General features: G+C 64.5%; 1 protein-coding gene. It reads right to left on the bottom strand.

All coding sequences use genetic code 11. From position 1 onward, the window contains the following. Window positions 1–18: 18 nt before the first annotated feature. Entirely contained in the window at window positions 19–855 is an 837-nt protein-coding gene (locus ACLJK8_RS22900) for an IS5 family transposase (RefSeq protein ID WP_413152695.1), read from the bottom strand. Window positions 856–933: the final 78 nt, after the last annotated feature.

Below are 933 nucleotides of genomic sequence, written 5' to 3'. Positions count from 1 at the left end.
AGAGTCTGACTCGAAACTCTACGAGCCGTGCCAATACCTTGCGAGGCGTCTGGTCAGGACGCGGATGTGGGCGATGAATATCCACGCCTCGGCCGAAGCGATGGATTTCTCCCAGTCCTTCGCCAGTCGGCGGCATCGTCCGAGCCATGCGAAGGTGCGCTCAACGACCCAGCGCATTGGCAAAACCTCGAAGCCCTTCGTGGTATCGGAGCGTTTGACGATCTGAATCGTCCAGTCGCCGAGGCGGCGCAGGGCTTCCTCGAGTTTCGGCCCGGCATAGCCGCCGTCGGCGAAGACGTGACGCAGCCAGGGCCAGCGAGCGCGGATGGAGCCCAGGACCGCTGGCGCTCCGTCGCGATCCTGAATGCTGGCCGCGTGAACCACGAGCCCGACCATCAGGCCGAGCGTGTCGGTGACGATGTGCCGCTTGCGGCCCTTGACCCGCTTGCCGGCGTCGAAGCCACAAATCCCGCCGCTCTCGGTGGTTTTCGCGCTCTGACTATCGATGATGCCGGCGCTCGGGCTCGCCTCGCGGCCCTCCAGTTCGCGCGCCGCCATGACCAGGTGATTGCTGATCGTCCGCCACAAGCCGCTGTCGCGCCATTCGTAGAAATAGCGCTGCACCGTCGAGGCGGGCGGAAGATCCTTCGGGAGCATGCGCCACTGGCAGCCGGTCGTCGCCATGTAGAGGATCGCGTTCATCACCTCCCGCAGGTCCGTCGTCCGGGGGCGGCCGACCCGACGCGGCGACGGCAGGAGCGGCGCGATCAGCGCCCATTCCCGATCCGTCAGATCACTTGCATAGCGTGGCCCCCGGCGGACATAGTCACGCCGAGCGGTATCATTCCAAGGCATCCGATCTCCGTCAGTCTTCGCAAACCGACGTGAATCACAACCCTATGATATCGCTCAACTCATTTCGGGTTCGGCTCT

The organism is Amaricoccus sp. W119, from assembly GCF_047275745.1.
Classification (GTDB): Bacteria; Pseudomonadota; Alphaproteobacteria; order Rhodobacterales; family Rhodobacteraceae; genus Amaricoccus.
This window is presented reverse-complemented; position numbering and strand designations above follow the sequence as displayed.